Source organism: Flavobacterium olei (genome assembly GCF_039749035.1).
Taxonomy (GTDB): domain Bacteria; phylum Bacteroidota; class Bacteroidia; order Flavobacteriales; family Flavobacteriaceae; genus Flavobacterium; species Flavobacterium olei.
The window spans coordinates 603,288-621,934 of sequence record NZ_JBDKWC010000003.1 but is presented as its reverse complement, the minus strand read 5'-3'; the positions used below and the strand labels follow the sequence as shown (position 1 = coordinate 621,934).

The window sequence follows — 18,647 nt, the reverse complement described above, 5'->3', positions numbered from 1 at the left end:
GTGGCGAAAAAAAATAAGGCCACCGATTTTATAAAGATTTAAATAATTCGTGAATTCGTGGCAGAAAAAACTAAAAATAAAAGAATATGAAACTTATTAGATTTGGAGAAGAAGGAAAAGAAAAACCGGGAATTCTTTTAAATGATAAAAGATTTGACGTTTCGTCTATCGTAACAACAGATTATAACGAAGCGTTTTTTGAAAACGACGGATTAAAGAAATTAGAAGAAGCTTTAAAAAATAACCCTTCTTTACCAGAAGTAAACGATTCAGTTCGTTTAGGTTCTCCGGTTGCAAGACCTTCAAAAATTATCTGCATCGGATTAAATTATGTAGATCACTGCGAAGAAACCGGCGCTCCAATTCCTGCTGAGCCAATTATCTTTTTTAAATCTACAACTTCATTGTGCGGGCCAAACGATAATCTGATTATTCCAAAAAATAGTAAAAAAACAGACTGGGAAGTAGAATTGGCTTTTGTAGTAGGTAAAAAAGCAAGCTACGTTTCTGAAGAAGATGCGCCCAACTATATCGCGGGATATTGTCTCTTGAATGATTACAGCGAACGAGAATTCCAAATTGAGCGTGGTGGACAATGGGCAAAAGGAAAAGGAAGTGACACTTTTGCGCCTCTTGGGCCAACAATGGTTACTCCGGACGAGGCAGGAGATGTAAACAATCTAAAAATGTGGTTAACAGTAAACGGAAAAACATTCCAAAACAGTAACACATCAAACCTGATTTTCAAGATTCCATTTTTAGTGCATTATTTAAGTCAGTTTATGACTTTGCTTCCTGGTGATGTGATCAGTACAGGAACGCCTCCGGGAGTTGGATTGGGAATTAAACCAGATCCGATTTACATTAAAGCGGGCGACGTAATCGAATTAGGAATCGAAGGTCTAGGCACAAGTAAACAAACTGCTGTAGCTTATTCATAAAACAATAAAATTATGGCAGCACAAAAATTTTGTCTGGCTTTAGACTTAAAAGAAGATCCAAACCTGATTGCAGAATATAAACAACTGCATGAAAATATCTGGCCTGAAATTAAGAAAAGCATTCAGGACTCCGGAATTGAAGTTTTGGACATTTACTGTACTGGAAACCGTTTGGTTATGATTATAGAAGCGGATGAAAATTTTTCGTTTGAGAAAAAGGACAAAGCCGATGCAGAAAACGAAAAAGTACAGGAATGGGAAACTTTAATGTGGCAATTCCAGCAAGCTTTACCTTGGGCAAAACCGGGACAAAAATGGATTTTGATGGAGAAGATATTTCAATTGTAATGCACGAAAACAACACAACTTCCAGTAATGGAGATTGTAATTTTTAATTCTATTTTTTTTGTAAAAAACGAGGATATCAGAAATGGTTCCTCGTTTTTTGTTTTAGAAGCAATATCCAAAATTTAATTTATGCGGAATAATCATTTTTCTTATTTTAGCCCCAAATCAATTATAAAAATTAACCAATGAAAAAATTAATTATTGCCTGCTTCTTTTTCTCAGGAGCATTATTTGCACAAGACATGGAGGTCATTCAGGGAAATTTTGATTTCTTAAAAGACCAAAAAGAAGTAAATGTTGTATTTGATTACAGCAATTTTACCATGATGAAGGAAAACAAACCTGAAGCACAATATGTTGCCGAGCATAAAGCCGATCTTGATCAAAAAGCAAAAGGGAATGGAAACATCTGGGAGAAAAAATGGATTGGTGCAAAAGACCAGATCTGGACTCCGAAGTTTCTGGAAATTGCAAATATCGTTTTAACCAAAGAACATAAAGATTTAAATTTTCAGGAAAATATAAAAACTCCTTACACATTAATTGTAAAGACGGTGTGGATTTATCCGGGATGGGATGCGGGAATTATGAAACAACCTGCAAAAGTAACCACTAACCTGAAGTTTGTCGAAACTGCAAATAAATCAAAAGTTTTACTGGAAATTACGAGTGAAGAAGCACCGGGAGATCAATGGGGAAGCAACTTTAGCAATGAATCGAGAATTGGAGAGGGATTTGCCAAAACCGCAAAATCAATGTCTAAACTTATCGTAAAAAAAGCCTACAAATAAAAAACAAAAAAAATCCTGATATTAACTATCAGGATTTTCTATTTTCTCTTTCTGCATATTCAGCAAATATGCCATATTAGCGATTACGTGATCGTGCTTTTTTACAAACGGATTTTCTTCATTCCAGACATAACCTGCCAGAACTGCGCAGATTTTTTCTTTTACATCCGGATTTTCAGGCTGGTGGAAAAATAATGTCTGCAGGTTTCCGGTGTACCATTCTTTCACGTAAGTGGTAAAAACAGCAATACCGCGTTTCATATATTCGGTAAATTCAGTTTCCCAGTTTACTTCAATTCCTTGCGATTCTTTTAAGTATAATTTTGCAGCCAGCATTCCCGATTCTGTTGCAAAGGCAACTCCAGAAGAAAAAACAGGATCAAGAAACTCTGAACTATTTCCGGTTAAAGCAAATCCGTCGCCGTACATTCTTTTTACGGCTCTTGAATAATTTTCCAGTTTCACGGGTTCAAACAAGAATTCGGTACCGGCAAATCTTTTGATATAATAATCCGATTTCTGAATGGCATTTTTCAAAGCCTCAGCATTGTCTTTATTAGTAGAAAGTGAGTTGATAAAATCGGTGGGGCCTACAACTCCCAAACTTGTATTTCCATTCGAAAACGGAATTACCCAAAGCCAAACTTCGGTTTCCAGAATATCAAAAGAAATCTGTGTTCCTTCTTCTCCTTCCGGTCTGTTTATATCCTTAACATGCGTAAAAATAGACGAATGCGGATCTAATCCCGAAGGTGAATCCAGATCTAAAAGTCTTGGTAAAACACGACCGTATCCGCTGGAATCGATAATGAATTTAGCATGAATCTCTTTTAGATTTCCGTCTTTGTCTTTTACAATTGTTTTTGAATTTTTTCCTTCAAAGGAAACTTCCAGAACTTCAGATTCAAATTCTAAATCTATTCCTTTTCTAATGACTTCCTGCGCCATTGTATTATCAAAATCTGCTCTTGGAACCTGCCAGGTCCAATCCCAGCCTTCTCCAAATTTAACGCTGAAATCAAAATTGCAAATTTCTTCACCTCTGATAAAACGAGCTCCTAACTTTTTTTCAAAATTCATTGCATCAAGCGCATCAAATAATTCTGCCTCAGCAAAATGATCCATAACCCGGGGAATAAGACTTTCGCCTACCACAAGTCTTGGAAACTTAGTTTTTTCTACCACCTTAACCTTCACGTTGTTTTTATACAGATAGGACGCCGAAACGCAACCAGAGGGCCCTGCACCTATCACTAAAACATCAACAAACTCCTTTGTCATATTAGAATTATTATCATTAATTAAACTACATTTGCCTACATCAAAATAACTACATTTATTTTGATAAATAAAATTAAATTAGCACAACCAAAATCGATTTAATGAATACAATAAATGAATTTTTAAGTTTAGCAGAATTTGAAGCCATTATCTTCGGAAAAAACAAAGTTTCGATCAGTGAAGTGGTGCTAGACAGGGTAAACGAAAGTTTTAACTTCCTTAAAGAATTCTCAGGAAACAAAGTAATTTACGGGGTAAATACCGGCTTTGGCCCAATGGCTCAATACAGAATTAAAGAGTCTGATCAGATTCAGTTACAATATAATTTAATCAGAAGCCATTCTTCCGGAACAGGAAAACCGCTAAACGCAGAATGTGCAAAAGCAGCGATTTTAGCCCGAATGAATACGCTTTCTTTAGGAAACTCCGGTGTTCATCCTTCTGTAATTCATTTAATGGCAGAATTGATTAACAGAGATATCACACCTTTAATTTTTGAACACGGCGGCGTGGGCGCAAGCGGTGACCTGGTACAATTATCTCATTTGGCTTTAGTTTTAATTGGAGAAGGCGAAGTTTTTTATAAAGGTGAAAGACGTCCAACTGCTGAAGTTTTTGAAATTGAAGGTTTAAAACCAATTCAGGTTGAAATAAGAGAGGGCCTTGCGTTAATCAACGGAACTTCTGTAATGACAGGAATTGGAGTCGTAAATACTTTTTATGCTAAAAAATTACTAGACTGGTCTGTAAAAGCTTCCTGTGCAATCAACGAATTGGTTCAGGCTTATGACGATCACTTTTCTGAAGAATTAAACCAGACCAAACGTCATAAAGGACAGCAGGAAATCGCAGAAAAAATGCGACAAAATCTTTCTGACAGTACGTTGATCCGTAAAAGAGAAGATCATTTATATTCTGGCGAAAATACCGAAGAAATCTTCAAAGAAAAAGTTCAGGAATATTATTCTTTAAGATGCGTTCCTCAGATTTTGGGACCGGTTTTAGAAACTATAAACAATGTCGCTTCTATTCTGGAAGACGAATTTAATTCGGCAAACGACAATCCGATTATCGACGTAAAAAACAAACACGTTTATCACGGAGGAAATTTCCATGGAGATTATATTTCACTGGAAATGGATAAACTGAAAATTGTTATTACCAAATTAACAATGCTTGCAGAACGCCAATTGAATTACTTACTAAATTCAAAAATTAACGAATTGCTTCCTCCTTTTGTAAACTTAGGAACATTAGGATTTAATTTCGGAATGCAGGGTGTTCAGTTTGTGGCGACTTCTACAACTGCTGAAAGTCAAATGTTATCCAATCCTATGTATGTGCACAGTATTCCGAACAACAATGACAATCAGGACATTGTGAGTATGGGAACAAATTCGGCTGTTATTACATCAAAAGTGATCGAAAATTCATTTGAGGTTTTGGCTATCGAATTAATTACAATCGTTCAGGCGATCGATTATTTAGAACAAAAAGGAAAAATTTCATCTGTTACCCGAAAATGGTACGATGAAGTTCGTACTATAATTCCAACTTTTAAAGAAGATATGGTCATGTATCCTTTTGTACAAAAAGTAAAAGATTATTTGATCAACAGTTAAATATTTGCCATTGAATTGGCTGGTTTTAGAAAATTTCATGCCCCAAAAGAATTTTATATTTTAATCATTAAACATTGAATTTGAAAAATCATGAAAAAAACATTTATTTTTTTGCTGCTGTTATGTATTCAAGTAATTAATAGTCAGGAACTGGCATTAGTTAAGAAAAATTCGAAAATCGGATACATCACAAAAGACGGATCTTTTAAAATTGAGCCGCAATACAAATCTGCCAGAAGTTTTTCTGAAGGTTTGGCAGCTGTAGAAAATGGTGGGAAATGGGGATTTATTGATACAAAAGGAACCTGGGTAATTCCGGCAGATTTTAAAGACGCAAAAGACTTTAACAACGGAATTGCAGTTGTGCAAAAAGACAAAGACTGGGTTTATATCAATACAAAAGGTGAAATTCAGAAAGCTCCTGCGACCGAAAAATTATTCGATTTTAACAATGGTGTTGCTTTTATCAGACAAAATAATAAAGTTGGACTGATCAATAACAGAATGACGGTAATTCTGGAACCAAAATACGATCAGATTAAACCTTTTGAAAATGGTTTTGCGAGAGTCGAACTAAACAAAAAGTGGGGAATTATAAATACCGACGGAAAAGAATTGGTTGAACCTTTTTATGACGAAATCGGAAATTATTTCAAAAACACGACCTGGGCAAAAAAAGAAAAAGCTTTTGGACTGGTAAGCGGTGCCAAATTTATTCCGGTTGACGGAGCTGAAAAAATCTGGGATTTTGAAAATCAGGATCTTACATTTGCCAAAAAGAACGGAAAAATTGGCTACATCGATCTAAAAGGAAACTGGGCTATTCTTCCTATTTATGATAAAGGAAAAGCATTTTCGAAAAACTTAGCTCCGGTTTTAGTTGGAAAAAAATGGGGATTCATTAATCCGGAAGGAAAATTTGTAATAGAACCTACTTACAATGATGCGGAAGTTTTTAGCTCCAACGGACTTGCTCCTGTAAAAGAAAACAACTGGGGTTTCATTAACGAATCCGGAAAATTGGTCATTCCGACACAATACGGAATCACAACAAATGCCATTATTGCCATGTTTACACAACAGGACAAAGGATTTATTGATGGTATTGCCCGTGTTAAAAATGAAGGTAGATGGGGTTTCCTCAGACCAGATGGCACAGTTTTAGCAAATCAGTGGTTTGAGAATGCAGAACTTTTTTCGAAATCAGAAAAAAAGCAAATGCCTGAACCAGTTGCAGAAAAACCAAAAGAAGAAGCAAAACCAACAGCAAAAAAGCCGGCCGCGAAGCAGGTAAAAAAACCAGCTGCCAAGAAAAAATAACAATATATTTCCACAAAAATAAACCTATATAAATGAAGTGTGTATTAGTAACAGGCAGTTCTAGAGGAATTGGAAGTGCGATTTGTAAAAAATTAGCCTTTGAATCCAGTTATCATATTCTGATTAATTACCATTCGAATAAAACAGCTGCTGAAGAGACATTACAGGAAATACAAAAATTAGGTGCAACCGGAGAAATTTTAGGCTTTGATGTTTCTAATTTTGAAGAAGTACAGAATGTTCTAAATCAATGGCAGGAAGCAAATCCTGACGCTATTGTTGAAGCCATTGTAAATAATGCAGGAATTACCAAAGACGGTCTCTTTATGTGGATGACACCACAGGACTGGAACGGCGTTATGAATACCAGCGTAAACGGTTTTTTTAATGTCACACAGTTTTTTATACAAAAAATGCTTCGCAATAAATACGGACGAATTGTAAATATTGTGTCGGTATCCGGAGTTAAGGGAACTGCCGGACAAACCAATTATTCGGCTGCAAAAGGAGCGATTGTTGCAGCAACCAAAGCCCTGGCGCAGGAAGTAGCCAAACGAAATATTACAGTAAATGCCGTTGCTCCCGGTTTTATTAAAACCGATATGACAAGCGAACTGGACGAAAAAGAATTATTAAAACTTATTCCGGTAAATCGTTTTGGTGAAGCCGAGGAAGTAGCCGATTTGGTAAGCTTTTTGATTTCTAAAAAGGCAAGCTATATTACAGGAGAAATTATCAATATAAATGGCGGAATATATTCTTAAAAATTAATGCCAAATTGCTGCAAAGACATAAAGTCGCACAGTTTTATTAAAAAACTAGTTACTTTGTACCTCTGAAACTTTGAACTTTGCCACTATAAAAAAAGACCATGAATAGAAGAGTTGTAATTACTGGAATGGGAATTTATTCCTGTATCGGAACATCTTTAGATGAAGTGAAAAATTCTTTGTACGAAGGAAAATCCGGTATTCAGTTTGATGCTGAACGCAAAGAATTTGGTTTTCAATCGGCCTTAACAGGAATGGTTCCGAAAGCAGATTTAAAAAATCTTTTGACACGCAGACAGCGCATGAGCATCGGAGAGGAAACCGAATATGCATATATGGCGACAATTGAAGCGTTGAAAAATGCCGGAATTGATGATGCTTTTTTTGATGAGAGAGAAGTCGGGATTATGTACGGAAATGACAGCGTTTCTAAAGCAATTATCGACGCAACTGATATTGTTCGTGAGAAAAAAGATACCGCTTTAATCGGTTCGGGTGCGATTTTTAAATCCATGAATTCTACCGTAACGATGAATCTTTCGACGATTTTTAAACTTCGCGGAATCAATCTTACCGTTAGTGCAGCCTGTGCAAGCGGTTCACATTCTATTGGTCTGGCTTATTTCTTAATAAAAAGTGGTTTTCAGGATATTGTAATTACCGGCGGCGCACAGGAAATTAATAAATATGCAATGAGCAGTTTTGACGGATTAGGCGTTTTTTCTAACAGAGAAAGCGATCCTCAAAAAGCTTCAAGACCATTTGATGCAGACCGCGACGGATTAATTCCGAGTGGCGGCGGCGCTACTTTAATTTTGGAAAGTTACGAATCTGCAATAGCGCGTGGAGCCAATATCATCGCTGAAATCGGCGGTTACGGATTCTCTTCAAACGGAGGACATATTTCAACTCCAAACGTTGAAGGCCCGGCAACAGCCATGAAAAGAGCGCTTGAAGAAGCAAAATTAAAGGCATCAGACATAGAATATATCAATGCGCATGCAACCTCAACTCCGGTTGGAGATGCAAATGAAGCAAAAGCAATTTTCGAAGTTTTTGGCGAAAAAAACCCACCTGTTAGTTCTACAAAGTCAATGACAGGACATGAATGTTGGATGGCCGGAGCCAGCGAAATCATTTATTCTATATTAATGATGCAGCACGATTTTATCGCGCCAAACATCAATTTAGACAACCCTGACGAAGATGCTTCAAAATTAAATTTAGTTAAAACTACGTTAAACAAAAAATTTGACATATTTTTGTCCAATTCTTTCGGGTTCGGAGGAACCAACTCTGCGTTGGTGGTTAAAAAGTTTAAATTGGACAATGAATAAAGAAGATATAATAGCGAGAATTAATGGTTTTTTGGTAGATGAATTTGAAGTAGATAATGATGATATTGAACCAGATGCTAATTTAAAAGATACACTTGGACTTGACAGTTTAGATTATGTAGACTTAGTAGTTTCAATCGAATCTAATTTTGGTGTAAAACTGGTTGAAGCTGATTTTGTCGGAATTGCTACTTTTCAAAATTTCTATGACCTTATCGAAACCAAATTAAAAGCCAAAACAGTGTAATGAGTCAATGGGATGGCAAATCAAAAGGAACTGTTTTAGGTTATAAAATATTTGTTTTTTTGATTCAGAAAGCGGGTGTTAAATCGGCTTATGTCTTACTTTATTTTGTGGCTTCTTATTATTTTTTGTTTCTAAAGAAAAGCAACAAAGCCATTTCTTATTATTTTAAAGAAAGGCTGAAATATTCCCGATTCAAATCTAAAAAAATGGTTTTCAAAAGTTACTATACTTTTGGACAGACTATTATTGATAAAATTTCAATTTCAGCAGGAATGCGAAACAAATTCACTTACGAGTTTGACGGGATCGAAACTTTAAAACAATTACTTGCCGACAAGAAAGGCGGAGTATTGATCAGTGCGCATGTCGGAAATTTTGAAATCGCTGAACATTTTCTCGGAGATATCGATCTCAATTTCCAAATCAATCTGGTTACTACAGACTTAGAACATTCTGCAATCAAGAATTATCTGGAAAGTGTTACTCAAAAAGCAACTGTAAAATTTATTATCATCAAAGAAGATTTGTCTCATATTTTTGAGATCAATGCTGCTTTGGCAAATAACGAACTGGTTTGTTTCACCGGAGATCGTTATTTTGAAGGAAGCAAATTCTTGACTGAAAATCTATTGGGCAAAGAAGCAAAATTTCCTGCCGGACCTTTTTTAATTGCTTCGCGATTACGGGTTCCTGTTGTTTTTGTTTACGTAATGAAAGAACCCAATCTTCATTATCATTTGTACGCCAGAGAAGCAGAAGTAAAGCACCGCGACGAAAAAGGACTTTTGAAAGAATATGTAAAAAGCGTAGAAACCATTTTGCAGAAATATCCACTGCAATGGTTCAACTATTTTGATTTTTGGAGTTCTTTTTAAAGGTTCAAAGCTACAAAGGCTCTAAGTCACAAAGATTTTTAGCCACAGATTAAACGAATTAACACAGATTTTCATTTTCAAAAACAACTTTCGGTCTTTGTGCCTTTGCGGCAAAAAATTCGTGCAAATTCGTGTATTCGTGGCAAACAAAATTACACACCACAAGAAAATTCACTTAAATAAAATTTACTTATTTTTGCTGACCAACATAGCCAAAAACCCAAATGAAAAATGTACTCGTAATATATTATACGCAGTCTGGCCAACTTGAATCTATTGCAAGAAATATTGCAAAGCCATTTCTAAATTCAGATGAAATAAATGTAGCATTTCACGAAATACAATTAGAAAAACCGTTTCCCTTTCCATGGGATAAAGATTCTTTTTTTGATGCTTTTCCAGAATCTTTTTTACAGATTCCGACTGCATTAAAACCGGTTTCAGAAGAAGTTTTAAATACAAAATTCGATTTAATATTATTTCATTATCAGGTTTGGTATCTGTCACCTTCCATTCCAATTAATTCATTTTTGAAAAGTGATGAAGGAAAAAAACTGTTGAGCAATACCCCTGTAATTACCATAAGCGGTTCGAGAAATATGTGGATTATGGCGCAGGAAAAAATTAAGATCCTGCTAAGAAAAGCCAATGCCAATTTAGTTGGAAACGTAGCATTGGTAGATCGTGTTGGAAATTTAATCAGCGTTATTACCATTGTAGAATGGATGTTCTCGGGAGTAAAGAAAAAATATCTGGGCATTTTCCCGCTTCCCGGAGTTTCAGACAAAGACATTCAGGAGTCAGATAAGTTCGGAGAAATTATGTTCGAATCGCTGCAACAGAATAATTATGCAGAATTACAGCCAAAATTAGTAAAAGCAGGAGCGGTGAAAATAAGTTCCTATTTAGTAACAGTTGACAAAACGGCCAATAAAATTTTCAATAAATGGTCAAACCTTATTTATAAAAATCAAAAAAACCGAAAAAAGCTGCTTAAAGTATTTAATGTTTATTTATTCCTTGCGATATGGTTAATTTCGCCAATAGTGTATATATTGCACCTTATTACCTATCCGCTTAAGTTTAAAAAAATAAAAAAGGAAACTCAATATTATCAGGGAGTTTAGAAGAGGAATTTAAATTATGTTTGAAGTATATATTACAAAAGCTGCAAAATATTTGCCAAACGAAGCTGTTTCTAACGACGAAATGGAAGGCTTTTTAGGTCTTATTAACGATACTGCTTCTAAAGCAAGACGTATTATTTTGCGCAACAATAAAATTACAAGCCGATATTATGCTGTTGATAAAACAGGAAAAAGTACACACTCGAATGCCGAACTGACCAAAAATGCGGTAGAACAATTATTTGATGATAATTTTACGCCCCAAGATCTGGAAGTTCTTTCCTGCGGAACTTCAACACCAGATATTTTTCTGCCTTCACATGCAGCTATGGTCCATGGCTTGTTAAAAAATAAATCGGTTGAACTAAATTCTTCAACTGGCGTTTGCTGCGCCGGAATGAATTCACTAAAATTCGGATTTCTTTCTGTACGATCAGGAAATTCAAATAATGCCATTTGTACAGGATCAGAAAAAGTTTCGACCTGGCTAAATGCCCAAAAATACAATCATGAGGCAGACAATTTAAAAGTTCTGGAAGAACAGCCTATTATAGCTTTCAAAAAAGATTTCCTACGCTGGATGTTATCAGACGGAGCAGGCGCTTTTTTATTAGAAAATAAGCCAAAAGGACCTATTTCCTTAAAAATCGAATGGATGGAAGCCTTTTCGTATGCTTACGAATTGGAAACGTGCATGTATGCCGGTGGAGATAAAATGGAAAATGGAGAGATAAAATCCTGGAGCGACTATGCACCGGAAGAATGGCTAAACGAATCGGTTTTTTCTATCAAACAGGATGTCAAATTATTAGACGAATTTATTTTGTCTAAAGGTGCAGAAAGTATGAGAGATGCCATGCATAAAAACAAAGTAACTTCTGAGGATATTACTTATTTTATTCCTCATGTTTCTTCAAATTTCTTTGTTGAAGGATTAAAGAAAGGTTTAACAGAAAAAGGAATCGGAATGGCTGACGAAAAATGGTTCATGAATCTTTCTAATGTTGGAAATGTAGGTTCTGCTTCTATTTATTTAGCTGTTGAAGAACTTATGAATTCCGGAAAACTGAAAAAAGGAGATCACATTCTCTTATCTGTGCCGGAAAGCGGAAGATTTTCTTTCGCTTATGCGTATTTAACTGTTTGCTAATAAAATGGCACTTTTAGAAAAAGAAACTGTAGAAAATTTATTGCCGCAAAAGTTCCCTTTTGTAATGGTAGATACGATGCATTCTTATACCGAAACAAATTTGGTTTCAGGTTTAAAAATTAAAAGTGATAATATTTTCGTTTCAGAAAATACTTTTCTGGAAGCCGGTTTAATAGAACATATGGCGCAGTCGGTGGCGTTGCATACCGGATATCAGTTTTTTTTAAAAAACGAAACTGCTCCTACCGGATATATTGGCTCTATTAAAGAAATTAAGATTTTAAAACTTCCGGAGTTACATGATTCTATTCAGTCGGAAGTAACCATATTACAGGAATTTGCCGGAATAACTTTGGTAGATATTGTGACTACCTTGAATAATGAGGAAATTGCCCGCGGGCAAATGAAGACCGTATTGGCAAAATAAATTAATAATGAAAACAACTTCTGCTGTTGACATACAAAATTATTTACCCCACCGTGCTCCAATGCTTATGGTGGATTTAATTTTGAATATCGACACCAACTTTGTAGAAACTGTTTTTTTGATAAAAGAAGACAATATTTTTGTTAAAAATGATGTTTTTATTGAAGCCGGTTTAATAGAAAATACCGCTCAGACCTGTTCTTCCATTGTTGGCAAGAAATATTTTTTTGATGAAAACGGAGCAGAAAATGAAAACGTAAATTTAATTGGTTTTATCAGCGCGATAAAAAACTTAAAAATTCACCAGCTGCCAAAAGCTTATGATACTATAATAACCCGGGCAAATTTGGTTTCCAAATTTGACGGAGGAGATTATACATTATGCACAATGGCCTGCGAAAGTTTGCTCGATGACAAAATGCTTCTGGAATGCGAAATTAATTTGTATATTCAGAAGACAATTTCTGTAGCAGAATAATTAAATATTTAAATGTGTACAAAATAAAACCTGTTTATCATTTATTAATTAGAATAGGAATTTTAATACTATTATTAATTAGTGTTTTTGTATATAGTTGGCTCACATACGATCCTAATGAATATAGCAGACATCTTGACCCAAAGATTGGTCCCGATGTTTTAGCTTTCTTTTTAACTCAGATTTATTGTGCGTTTCTACTATTAGAAATGATTTATTTTTTTGTCAAAAAACACAAGACTTTAGCTTTAACAAATCTTGTACTTTTAATTATAATTGAAATAATACCAATTTCGTTTTAGTACGCTTATTGGTGTAGTCTTAATATAACGCTTCATGGAAAAAGAAAATGTACCACAGGATCAAAGCAATTTAACTAAGAATAACGTTAAAGAACTTCTGTATGCAACAGATGAAAACGGCGAATATACCACCACCTTAAGTACAGGCTGGGAACCAAAAGCCATTGCACTTTCTAATTCTATTGATGAAATAAACGAGCGAATTGCCGATGCCAGACAACAGGTTTTAAATGGCGAAGCAAGTCCCATTGTTTATTTTATGGAATTGAATAAAATGGATCTAACGATTCTCTCCAGTTATGTCGGTTTGTGGAAATGGCGCGTAAAAAGACATTTTAAACCGAATGTTTTTGCCAAACTAAATGATAATACTTTAAAAAAATACGCTGATACTTTTGATATTTCTGTTGAAGAATTAAAAAACAGCATCAAATAATGGAGTTAACTTTTACACATCATCAATCTGCGCACTGCGAAAACGGAGTAGCGTCGAATCTTCTTAAAAACAGCGGACTAAATATCAGTGAGCCAATGGTCTTTGGTATCGGTTCCGGTTTGTTTTTTGTCTATCTTCCTTTTATAAAAGTCAATCACGCGCCGGCAATCAGTTACAGAACTTTGCCGGGACAGATTTTTAATAAAGTTGCGAAACGCTTAAATTTAAAAATAAAAAGAGAAAAATTTTCTTCTGCTTCGAATGCAAATAAAGCATTAGACGAAAATTTAAAAAACAATATTCCGACGGGATTACAAGTTGGTGTTTACCATTTGAGTTATTTTCCTGATGAATATCGTTTCCATTTTAACGCCCACAATTTAGTCGTTTACGGAAAAACCGAAACCGATTATTTGGTCAGTGATCCGGTTATGGAAACCGTGACTACTTTGACGCATGACGAATTGGACAAAGTTCGTTTTGCAAAAGGTGCTTTCGCCCCACGCGGACAAATGTATTATCCGATTCAGATTCCAAAAGATGTAGATTTAAAAAGCGCTATTATAAAAGGAATCAAAAATACGTGTCGCGATATGCTTGCGCCAATGCCAATTGTTGGTGTTCGCGGAATCAAATTTGTTTCGGCACGAATCAGAAAATGGCCTGCGAAACACGGTGTCAGAAAAGCCAATCATTACCTCGCGCAAATGGTTCGAATGCAGGAAGAAATTGGAACTGGCGGCGGTGGATTCCGTTTTATTTATGCCGCATTTTTACAGGAAGCTTCGGTTATTTTAGGAAACGAAGAACTCAAAGAACTTTCTAAAGAAATGACTAAAATCGGAGATTCATGGCGTGATTTTGCTGTTGAAGCATCCAGAATTTATAAAAACAGAAGTGCCAAAGAAGATGCTTACAATACCATTGCAGATGAACTTCTGGACATCGCCAACAGAGAAGAAATCTTTTTTAAGAAACTAAAAAAAGCGATTAGCTAGAGTTTTGTTTCATTTTAAAATCTCCGGATTAATAACAAAAGTTATATTTGCATAATGTTCGATTTGAGTAAAACTTATTTGTATAGAATGACTCATATTGAGAATATCTCACATATTCTTAAATATGGAATTACTCATGTTCATTCTTTAAATGCTAATTTGAATTATACTCCTATCGGAGATGCTAGTTTAATAAAAACACGTAACGAGTTTTTATTAGATAATGGTAAAAAACTTGGAGAGTATATTCCTTTTTACTTTTGTATTCTTACTCCAATGTTATATGTAATTCAAAAGGGATATAATGTTACGAAAGTTGAATCCGAAAATATTATATATTGCGTATCTTCAGTTCAAAAAATGATAGACTCTAATCTTGATTTTATTTTTACAGATGGGCACGCAATTGAAACTATAAGTTCTCAATATTCTTCTCAAAATATAAACGATATCGAAAATTTAGTAGATCTTTCAATTACCAAAGACCCTAATTTTAAAGATCTGAATGATTTGGACAAGAAGAGAAGAAAACAAGCAGAATTTTTAGTTAGTTGTGACATTCCTGTTCATGCCATTTTGGGATTCATCGTTTTTAATGAAGAAGCTCAAAATAGATTACTAGCTTTAGGAATAGAACAAAGAAAAATAAAAGTTCTCAAACATTATTATTTTTAAACATGATACAATATAGAAACGACAATTTATTAGAAAGCGAAGCAGAAGCTTTAGTAAATACAGTAAATACCGTAGGTGTGATGGGTAAAGGCATTGCATTACAGTTTAAAAATCAATATCCCAATAACTATAAATTATATAAGAATGCTTGTAAATTAAAAGAAGTTCAAATTGGGAAAATGTTTGTTACCGAAGAAATTTCTTTATTAGGAGGAAAAAAAATAATAATAAATTTTCCAACTAAAGCAGATTGGAGAAAACCTTCTGAGTATGAGTATATAGAAGCGGGCTTGAAAGATCTTGTTAAAATAGTGAAAGAAAAAAAGATTAAATCAATTGCTATACCTCCTCTTGGAGCGGGAAATGGTGGATTAGATTGGAACAAAGTGAAAATTCTAATGGAGAAATATTTAGAAGGTATTGATTCTAAAATTTTTATCTATCAGCCAAATTCGACAGTTTTGGAAGTATTAAAAAAAGAAAGAGTAAAATTAACTCCTGCACGAGCAATGCTTTTATCTGTTTTATATGACTTAGTAAAGAATGGTGAATTTGTTTCCGAATTTACATCTGAAAAAATTGCTTATTTTTTGCAAAGGTTTGGAGCTAAAGAAGAATTTAAATTGGAGTTTCAGCCAAATTTTTATGGTCCTTATTCTGGAAAAGTAAAACATGTATTGTATTATCTAAATGGAAGTTATATTTCAGGCTACAGTTCTAAAGATAAAAAACCGTTTGATGAATTGGGAATAATGCTAGATGCGGAGAAAGATGTAAATGAATATCTGGAGAACAATGAGAATAAAAGATATAATGACATTGTAAAAAAAACAAAAGCTTTTTTATCTGGTTTTTATGCTGATTTTGGGCTAGAATTACTTTCTACTATTGACTTCATTATCATTGAAAAAAATACTAAATCTGTAAATGAAATTGTCCTCTATTTAGAAAAATGGAGCGATAGAAAAAAAACACTATTTACAAATCCTAAATTTATTACTATAGCCATGCAAAATATTCAAAAACATCTTGCCTAAGTAATAAATGAACAATTGCATCATTCAAATAGAATCCCTTTCGAAACAGTACAAAAATGCAGAAATGTATTCTTTGAACAATGTTTCATTACAAATAAACGAAGGACAGATTTTTGGATTATTAGGTCCAAACGGGGCCGGAAAAACCACTTTGATTTCCATGCTTTGCGGACTGGTAAAACCCACATCGGGAAGTTTTACAATCGATGGTTTGAGTTATGCGAATCATTCCAGAAAAATAAAAAAAATAATCGGTGTAGTTCCTCAGGAATATGCCTTATATCCCACATTAACTGCCAGAGAAAATCTGCAGTATTTTGGAAGCATGAACGGTTTAAAAGGTGCCGATTTAAAAGACAAAGTTATAGAAGCACTAGATCTTTTGGGTCTGTTAAAGTTTGCCGATAAACCGGTTTCCACTTTTTCTGGCGGAATGAAACGCCGTGTCAATCTGATTGCCGGAATTCTGCATAAACCTAAAGTTTTATTTTTGGATGAACCAACCGTTGGTGTTGATGTACATTCTAAAACCGCCATTATTGATTATCTGAAAGCCCTAAACCAAAGCGGAACCACTATTATTTATACTTCGCATCATTTGGCTGAAGCCGAAGATTTTTGCACCGATATTGCCATCTTAGATCAGGGTCAGATTTATGCTCAGGCTACGCCGTCTGCATTGATTGAATCTGTAAAAGATGCCCGAAATCTCGAAGATGTATTTATTTCATTAACCGGAAAAGCGTTGCGAGATGATGTATAAGATTTGGATGTCGGTAGTAAAAGAATTTCTTTTACTGAAAAGAGATCTAGGCGGACTGATTATACTGTTTGTCATGCCTTTGGTTTTGGTGATCACCGTAACTTTAATTCAGGACAGCACTTTTAAGGCAGTGACTGATTCTAAAATTCAGATTCTTTTGGTGGACAACGACAAAGGTTCTGTTTCGAAAACGGTTTTTGAAAATTTAGAAAAAAGCAATTTATTCACGGTTGTGACACAAATTGACAATAAAACGGTTACAGAACAAATCGCCAAAGAAAATGTTTACAAAGGAAAATTTCAACTGGCCATTATAATTCCGCAAAATTTAAGTTCAGATTTACAGGCGAAAGTCGATCAGAACGTCGAAAAAATTGTCAGCAGTTTGGGTTTAACAGACAGCACTGCGACCAATGAACAGCAAAGAGTTATTAAAGAAAAAGAAGTAAAATTGTATTTTGATCCGGCGGTTCAGATGAGTTTTAAAAATGCCGTGATGAATTCAATCGATAAAATGATTTCTCAGATTGAAACCAAATCGATTTACACCACTTTTCAAAATCAGCTTGGCGAAGGAACAACCAATTTTGAGCAAAAAAGTTTTATCACCTTCAAAGAAATTATTCCCAAAATTAATAATAAAGAAGTTCTTCCAAACTCGGTACAACATAATGTTCCGGCCTGGACGCTTTTTGCGATCTTTTTTATTGTTATTCCGTTATCTATCAATATCGTAAAAGAAAAAACGCAGGGAACTTTTGTTCGCTTAAGAACCAATCCGGTTTCAAATCTGGTTGTCATTATAGGAAAAACAATTACATACTCCATCATTTGTATGATTCAGTTTTATATGATGGTTGCGGTTGCCGTATTTTTATTCCCGCACATCGGACTTCCTTCTTTAAACATCGAAGGGCATTTGATTATGACCAGTATCGTGGCTTTATTTTCAGGATTTGCCGCGATCGGCTTCGGAATTTTACTGGGAACCGTTGCCAGCACTCAGGAACAGTCTGCTCCTTTTGGCGCAACAAGTGTGCTTATTTTAGCTGCCATTGGCGGTGTCTGGGTCCCGGTTTTTGCAATGCCAAAAATCATGCAAATTATAGCCAGATCTTCTCCTATGAATTGGGGGCTCGAAGGTTTTTACGATGTTTTATTGCGCAACGTTTCCTTCTTCGAAATTATTCCAAAAATGAGTTTATTATTTTTGTTTTTCATTATTACAACTTCCATCGCATTATTTTATGATAAAAAGAAAAGAGCAGTTTAACGAGGCTACCGACTTAACCGTTACACATGAAATCAGGATTCGTTTTAACGAAACAGATCCGCTTGGAATCGTTTGGCACGGAAATTATATTACCTATTTTGAAGATGGAAGAGAAGCTTTTGGACGCCAGCACGGATTAACCTATCTGGACATTGCCGCAACCGGCTACACTACTCCAATTGTAAAATCGACCTGCGAGCATAAATTGTCTCTGCGTTACGGCGATGTTGTAACCATAGAAACCACAGTCGTTGACACACCGGCGGCAAAGATGATTTACCGTTTTAAGATTTTGGATGACAAAGGAGAAGTAGCCTGTACCGGAGAAACAGTTCAGGTTTTTTTGGATAAAGAAGGAAATTTAATGCTGACAAATCCGCCTTTTTATGAGGAATGGAAAAGAAAAGTAGGTCTTTTAAAATAATATATAATTCTCATTCTATATTTCT

The 18,647-nt window shown here is 34.9% G+C and carries 21 protein-coding genes; 20 read left to right on the top strand and 1 reads right to left on the bottom strand.

Going from position 1 to position 18,647, the window contains the following annotated elements:
- The first annotated feature begins 86 nt into the window (after nucleotides 1-86).
- The 3 genes from ABEB31_RS10420 (at nucleotide 87) to ABEB31_RS10410 (ending at nucleotide 2,080) form a co-directional block, all read left to right on the top strand.
- Complete coding sequence (locus tag ABEB31_RS10420; RefSeq protein WP_347051577.1) at nucleotides 87-941, top strand: fumarylacetoacetate hydrolase family protein; 855 nt, start codon at nucleotides 87-89, stop codon at nucleotides 939-941.
- A gap of 12 nt (nucleotides 942-953) precedes the next feature.
- Nucleotides 954-1,289 (top strand): L-rhamnose mutarotase, encoded by a 336-nt coding sequence (locus tag ABEB31_RS10415; RefSeq protein WP_347051576.1) that lies wholly within the window; start codon nucleotides 954-956, stop codon nucleotides 1,287-1,289.
- A gap of 185 nt (nucleotides 1,290-1,474) precedes the next feature.
- A complete protein-coding gene (locus ABEB31_RS10410; protein WP_347051575.1) occupies nucleotides 1,475-2,080 on the top strand; it encodes a hypothetical protein in 606 nt (201 codons plus the stop codon).
- 21 nt (nucleotides 2,081-2,101) lie between these two features.
- Here the strand turns inward: ABEB31_RS10410 and ABEB31_RS10405 are convergent, their stop codons facing one another.
- The gene (locus ABEB31_RS10405) at nucleotides 2,102-3,361 is read right to left on the bottom strand and encodes an NAD(P)/FAD-dependent oxidoreductase (protein ID WP_347051574.1); all 1,260 of its coding nucleotides are present in this window, start codon (nucleotides 3,359-3,361) and stop codon (nucleotides 2,102-2,104) included.
- Nucleotides 3,362-3,462: 101 nt separating this feature from the next.
- Here ABEB31_RS10405 and flxA point away from each other — a divergent pair, with 101 nt between their 5' ends.
- From flxA to ABEB31_RS10320, 17 genes are all read left to right on the top strand, one after another.
- Nucleotides 3,463-4,983 carry a flexirubin biosynthesis tyrosine ammonia-lyase FlxA gene (flxA, locus tag ABEB31_RS10400; RefSeq protein WP_347051573.1) on the top strand — a complete coding sequence of 507 codons (1,521 nt, stop codon included), beginning with the start codon at nucleotides 3,463-3,465 and terminating at the stop codon, nucleotides 4,981-4,983.
- A 90-nt stretch (nucleotides 4,984-5,073) separates the two neighbouring features.
- Nucleotides 5,074-6,303: a WG repeat-containing protein gene (locus ABEB31_RS10395; protein WP_347051572.1), complete on the top strand. Its 1,230-nt coding sequence runs from the start codon at nucleotides 5,074-5,076 to the stop codon at nucleotides 6,301-6,303.
- Nucleotides 6,304-6,335: 32 nt separating this feature from the next.
- Complete coding sequence (flxB, locus tag ABEB31_RS10390; RefSeq protein WP_347051571.1) at nucleotides 6,336-7,067, top strand: flexirubin biosynthesis SDR family reductase FlxB; 732 nt, start codon at nucleotides 6,336-6,338, stop codon at nucleotides 7,065-7,067.
- Nucleotides 7,068-7,174: 107 nt separating this feature from the next.
- A complete protein-coding gene (locus ABEB31_RS10385) occupies nucleotides 7,175-8,410 on the top strand; it encodes a beta-ketoacyl-[acyl-carrier-protein] synthase family protein (protein WP_347051570.1) in 1,236 nt (411 codons plus the stop codon).
- A complete protein-coding gene (locus ABEB31_RS10380; RefSeq protein WP_347051569.1) occupies nucleotides 8,403-8,657 on the top strand; it encodes an acyl carrier protein in 255 nt (84 codons plus the stop codon). The genes ABEB31_RS10385 and ABEB31_RS10380 overlap by 8 nt, the downstream gene beginning before the upstream one ends.
- Nucleotides 8,657-9,532: a lysophospholipid acyltransferase family protein gene (locus tag ABEB31_RS10375; RefSeq protein WP_347051568.1), complete on the top strand. Its 876-nt coding sequence runs from the start codon at nucleotides 8,657-8,659 to the stop codon at nucleotides 9,530-9,532. Before ABEB31_RS10380 ends, ABEB31_RS10375 begins: the two co-directional genes overlap by 1 nt.
- A 224-nt stretch (nucleotides 9,533-9,756) precedes the next feature.
- The gene (locus ABEB31_RS10370) at nucleotides 9,757-10,659 is read left to right on the top strand and encodes an NADPH-dependent FMN reductase family protein (RefSeq protein WP_347051567.1); all 903 of its coding nucleotides are present in this window, start codon (nucleotides 9,757-9,759) and stop codon (nucleotides 10,657-10,659) included.
- 16 nt (nucleotides 10,660-10,675) lie between these two features.
- Nucleotides 10,676-11,809 carry a dialkylresorcinol biosynthesis protein DarB gene (gene darB / locus ABEB31_RS10365; protein WP_347051566.1) on the top strand — a complete coding sequence of 378 codons (1,134 nt, stop codon included), beginning with the start codon at nucleotides 10,676-10,678 and terminating at the stop codon, nucleotides 11,807-11,809.
- A 4-nt stretch (nucleotides 11,810-11,813) separates the two neighbouring features.
- Complete coding sequence (locus ABEB31_RS10360; protein WP_347051565.1) at nucleotides 11,814-12,236, top strand: hotdog family protein; 423 nt, start codon at nucleotides 11,814-11,816, stop codon at nucleotides 12,234-12,236.
- A 7-nt stretch (nucleotides 12,237-12,243) separates the two neighbouring features.
- Nucleotides 12,244-12,714, top strand: a complete 471-nt coding sequence (locus tag ABEB31_RS10355) for a hotdog family protein (protein ID WP_347051564.1) — start codon at nucleotides 12,244-12,246, stop codon at nucleotides 12,712-12,714.
- Between the two features lie 336 nt (nucleotides 12,715-13,050).
- Entirely contained in the window at nucleotides 13,051-13,452 is a 402-nt protein-coding gene (DarG, locus tag ABEB31_RS10350; protein WP_347051563.1) for a flexirubin biosynthesis protein DarG, read from the top strand.
- The gene (gene darH / locus ABEB31_RS10345) at nucleotides 13,452-14,450 is read left to right on the top strand and encodes a BtrH-related acyltransferase DarH (protein WP_347051562.1); all 999 of its coding nucleotides are present in this window, start codon (nucleotides 13,452-13,454) and stop codon (nucleotides 14,448-14,450) included. Before DarG ends, darH begins: the two co-directional genes overlap by 1 nt.
- Before the next feature lie 87 nt (nucleotides 14,451-14,537).
- On the top strand, nucleotides 14,538-15,125 hold the full coding sequence (gene darT / locus ABEB31_RS10340; RefSeq protein WP_347051561.1) for a type II toxin-antitoxin system toxin DNA ADP-ribosyl transferase DarT: 588 nt from the start codon (nucleotides 14,538-14,540) through the stop codon (nucleotides 15,123-15,125).
- A gap of 2 nt (nucleotides 15,126-15,127) precedes the next feature.
- Nucleotides 15,128-16,162, top strand: a complete 1,035-nt coding sequence (darG, locus tag ABEB31_RS10335) for a type II toxin-antitoxin system antitoxin DNA ADP-ribosyl glycohydrolase DarG (protein WP_347051560.1) — start codon at nucleotides 15,128-15,130, stop codon at nucleotides 16,160-16,162.
- Between the two features lie 64 nt (nucleotides 16,163-16,226).
- Nucleotides 16,227-16,925 carry an ABC transporter ATP-binding protein gene (locus ABEB31_RS10330; RefSeq protein WP_347051559.1) on the top strand — a complete coding sequence of 233 codons (699 nt, stop codon included), beginning with the start codon at nucleotides 16,227-16,229 and terminating at the stop codon, nucleotides 16,923-16,925.
- Nucleotides 16,915-18,198, top strand: a complete 1,284-nt coding sequence (locus tag ABEB31_RS10325; RefSeq protein WP_347051558.1) for an ABC transporter permease — start codon at nucleotides 16,915-16,917, stop codon at nucleotides 18,196-18,198. The genes ABEB31_RS10330 and ABEB31_RS10325 overlap by 11 nt, the downstream gene beginning before the upstream one ends.
- Nucleotides 18,173-18,622, top strand: a complete 450-nt coding sequence (locus ABEB31_RS10320; RefSeq protein ID WP_347051557.1) for an acyl-CoA thioesterase — start codon at nucleotides 18,173-18,175, stop codon at nucleotides 18,620-18,622. Before ABEB31_RS10325 ends, ABEB31_RS10320 begins: the two co-directional genes overlap by 26 nt.
- The last annotated feature ends 25 nt before the right edge of the window (nucleotides 18,623-18,647 follow it).

Excerpts from the sequence above, each read along its gene's own strand:
- ABEB31_RS10420 (WP_347051577.1), top strand. The coding sequence starts at position 87 with ATGAAACTTATTAGATTTGGAGAAGAAGGAAAAGAAAAACCGGGAATT.
- ABEB31_RS10415 (WP_347051576.1), top strand. The coding sequence starts at position 954 with ATGGCAGCACAAAAATTTTGTCTGGCTTTAGACTTAAAAGAAGATCCA.
- ABEB31_RS10410 (WP_347051575.1), top strand. The coding sequence starts at position 1,475 with ATGAAAAAATTAATTATTGCCTGCTTCTTTTTCTCAGGAGCATTATTT.
- ABEB31_RS10405 (WP_347051574.1), bottom strand. The coding sequence starts at position 3,361 with ATGACAAAGGAGTTTGTTGATGTTTTAGTGATAGGTGCAGGGCCCTCT.
- flxA (WP_347051573.1), top strand. The coding sequence starts at position 3,463 with ATGAATACAATAAATGAATTTTTAAGTTTAGCAGAATTTGAAGCCATT.
- ABEB31_RS10395 (WP_347051572.1), top strand. The coding sequence starts at position 5,074 with ATGAAAAAAACATTTATTTTTTTGCTGCTGTTATGTATTCAAGTAATT.
- flxB (WP_347051571.1), top strand. The coding sequence starts at position 6,336 with ATGAAGTGTGTATTAGTAACAGGCAGTTCTAGAGGAATTGGAAGTGCG.
- ABEB31_RS10385 (WP_347051570.1), top strand. The coding sequence starts at position 7,175 with ATGAATAGAAGAGTTGTAATTACTGGAATGGGAATTTATTCCTGTATC.
- ABEB31_RS10380 (WP_347051569.1), top strand. The coding sequence starts at position 8,403 with ATGAATAAAGAAGATATAATAGCGAGAATTAATGGTTTTTTGGTAGAT.
- ABEB31_RS10375 (WP_347051568.1), top strand. The coding sequence starts at position 8,657 with ATGAGTCAATGGGATGGCAAATCAAAAGGAACTGTTTTAGGTTATAAA.
- ABEB31_RS10370 (WP_347051567.1), top strand. The coding sequence starts at position 9,757 with ATGAAAAATGTACTCGTAATATATTATACGCAGTCTGGCCAACTTGAA.
- darB (WP_347051566.1), top strand. The coding sequence starts at position 10,676 with ATGTTTGAAGTATATATTACAAAAGCTGCAAAATATTTGCCAAACGAA.
- ABEB31_RS10360 (WP_347051565.1), top strand. The coding sequence starts at position 11,814 with ATGGCACTTTTAGAAAAAGAAACTGTAGAAAATTTATTGCCGCAAAAG.
- ABEB31_RS10355 (WP_347051564.1), top strand. The coding sequence starts at position 12,244 with ATGAAAACAACTTCTGCTGTTGACATACAAAATTATTTACCCCACCGT.
- DarG (WP_347051563.1), top strand. The coding sequence starts at position 13,051 with ATGGAAAAAGAAAATGTACCACAGGATCAAAGCAATTTAACTAAGAAT.
- darH (WP_347051562.1), top strand. The coding sequence starts at position 13,452 with ATGGAGTTAACTTTTACACATCATCAATCTGCGCACTGCGAAAACGGA.
- darT (WP_347051561.1), top strand. The coding sequence starts at position 14,538 with ATGACTCATATTGAGAATATCTCACATATTCTTAAATATGGAATTACT.
- darG (WP_347051560.1), top strand. The coding sequence starts at position 15,128 with ATGATACAATATAGAAACGACAATTTATTAGAAAGCGAAGCAGAAGCT.
- ABEB31_RS10330 (WP_347051559.1), top strand. The coding sequence starts at position 16,227 with ATGTATTCTTTGAACAATGTTTCATTACAAATAAACGAAGGACAGATT.
- ABEB31_RS10325 (WP_347051558.1), top strand. The coding sequence starts at position 16,915 with ATGATGTATAAGATTTGGATGTCGGTAGTAAAAGAATTTCTTTTACTG.
- ABEB31_RS10320 (WP_347051557.1), top strand. The coding sequence starts at position 18,173 with ATGATAAAAAGAAAAGAGCAGTTTAACGAGGCTACCGACTTAACCGTT.